The following is a 1,575-nucleotide window of genomic DNA, read 5'->3' on the forward strand; positions in this document are numbered from 1 at the left end:
GTACGTGTTTACCCCGATGACGCAACAGCGGGTACAGCCTGAGCTCGTGAGATCATCTCGTTGTTTCGAGCGATTCGCTTGAATTCTTCGTAAGGATTGCGTCCCTGCTGGCGGCAGGTCGCCAGCAGGGACAACAGGGTCTCGTGAACGAACATGCCGCGGTCGTTCCGGAGCGTTCCGATGAGCTTCCGGAGAACTACCGGCTCACGAAGCGCGTTTTCAGCAGCGTTATTCGTTGGAGAGACCGCTGGCTCACCGACGAAGGTGAGCCAGTGGTCGAGGCCTCCTTCGATCTTTCCGAGTAGTGTTGCCACTGGTCCGTCGGGCACTGACCGCTCTATCAGGGAATCAAGCTCTCTGCGCGCCACACGCTGGAGTTCTGCTCGCTCACGGACTGTCAAGTCGCTCTCCAGCCGAGTCTGGAGAGCGACGTACAGCTGTTTGAGAGTACGGTAGATCGGTTCGCCTTCCGCCTGCTTCTCAGCAGCGTCTTCAGCCTCTCGGAGAATATGCGCCCAACACCGCTGGAGGTTGCTGCTGAAGGCCGGATAAGCCGTCCACCCATCACAGACAACCGTTCCCGCGAAGTCCTCGCCGAGGACTTCTGCGGGAACATCACTTCCTCGACTCTCCCTGACCGCATACAGCGTGTGGTTCTCGGTGGTGAACGTCCAGATCCACGCCTGTTCTCCGTCACGTTTGATTCCAGTCTCGTCAACGTGGACAACGTCGGCTTGTTGGATTTGGTGGCGGATCTTCTCGTATTCACAGCGACCGGCGCGCGCAGCGCGCTCGGTCGCGTGCCATGCGGACGCGCCCGACAGCTCCAGTCCGTGGAGTTGTTCGAAGCGGTCACCGACCTTCCGATAGGGTAGGCGGTGATCATACCGAGACAACGCTGCTTGTGCGATGACGTTCACCCCGAACTGCCCCTCATCGGGGCAGTCGGGGTGTGAAGCAACAGTCTCAGTTCCACAGGAGTGACACTCGTAGTGGTGGCGGTTGTACTGTGTGACTTCCGGTGGCTGTGGGTCAGGGAGTTCCTCGACGAGTCGGGGGCTGACGCCCGCCGACTCGTCGAACGCTTCACCGCACTCTGGACAGCAGTCACAAGTAACCTCGATTTCTTGATCTGGATCAGGAGCGTCGCGCCATTCCGGTTCGTGTCCGGACTTTCGGCCAGGCGTGCCACCGTCAGTACGTGGCTGTTCGTCGTCCTCGTCCCCACCGGACGAGGACGACTCCTCTTGTTCCGATTGGTCCTTGCTCGGTGGTGTATGCGGTCCTTCGTACCACCGGAGCTTTGCTCTGAGGCGCTTGTTCTCCTCACGGAGCTCTTCAAGCTCTTCGACCTTTTCTCGAAGCTGTTGATTTTCTTTTTCAAGCGCAGCAATGCGGTTGAGTATCTCTTCTTTGGAGGGGTCTGAAGAAGTCATGAACAGGCGAGACGGGATGGTCTCCGAGCGGGAGACCATCCCTCCGAGATACGTTTGTCCGCCTGTTGCATCGATCTACGCAACCAATTTCGCGGCTCCTACGAGAGACTATCGAAATCGATTGGGGGTAAACACGTAC

General features: G+C 58.5%; 1 protein-coding gene. It reads right to left on the bottom strand.

Annotated elements, in window-relative coordinates; all coding sequences use genetic code 11:
- Window positions 1-8: 8 nt before the first annotated feature.
- The gene (tnpC, locus tag N5098_RS15140; protein WP_267638724.1) at window positions 9-1,436 is read right to left on the bottom strand and encodes an IS66 family transposase; all 1,428 of its coding nucleotides are present in this window, start codon (window positions 1,434-1,436) and stop codon (window positions 9-11) included.
- Window positions 1,437-1,575: the final 139 nt, after the last annotated feature.

The sequence above is a fragment of the Halovenus rubra genome, assembly GCF_026586665.1.
GTDB lineage: Archaea > Halobacteriota > Halobacteria > Halobacteriales > Haloarculaceae > Halovenus > Halovenus rubra.

What these genes read in the sequence shown, in the direction of transcription:
- tnpC (WP_267638724.1), bottom strand. Translation starts at nt 1,436, where the DNA reads ATGACTTCTTCAGACCCCTCCAAAGAAGAGATACTCAACCGCATTGCT.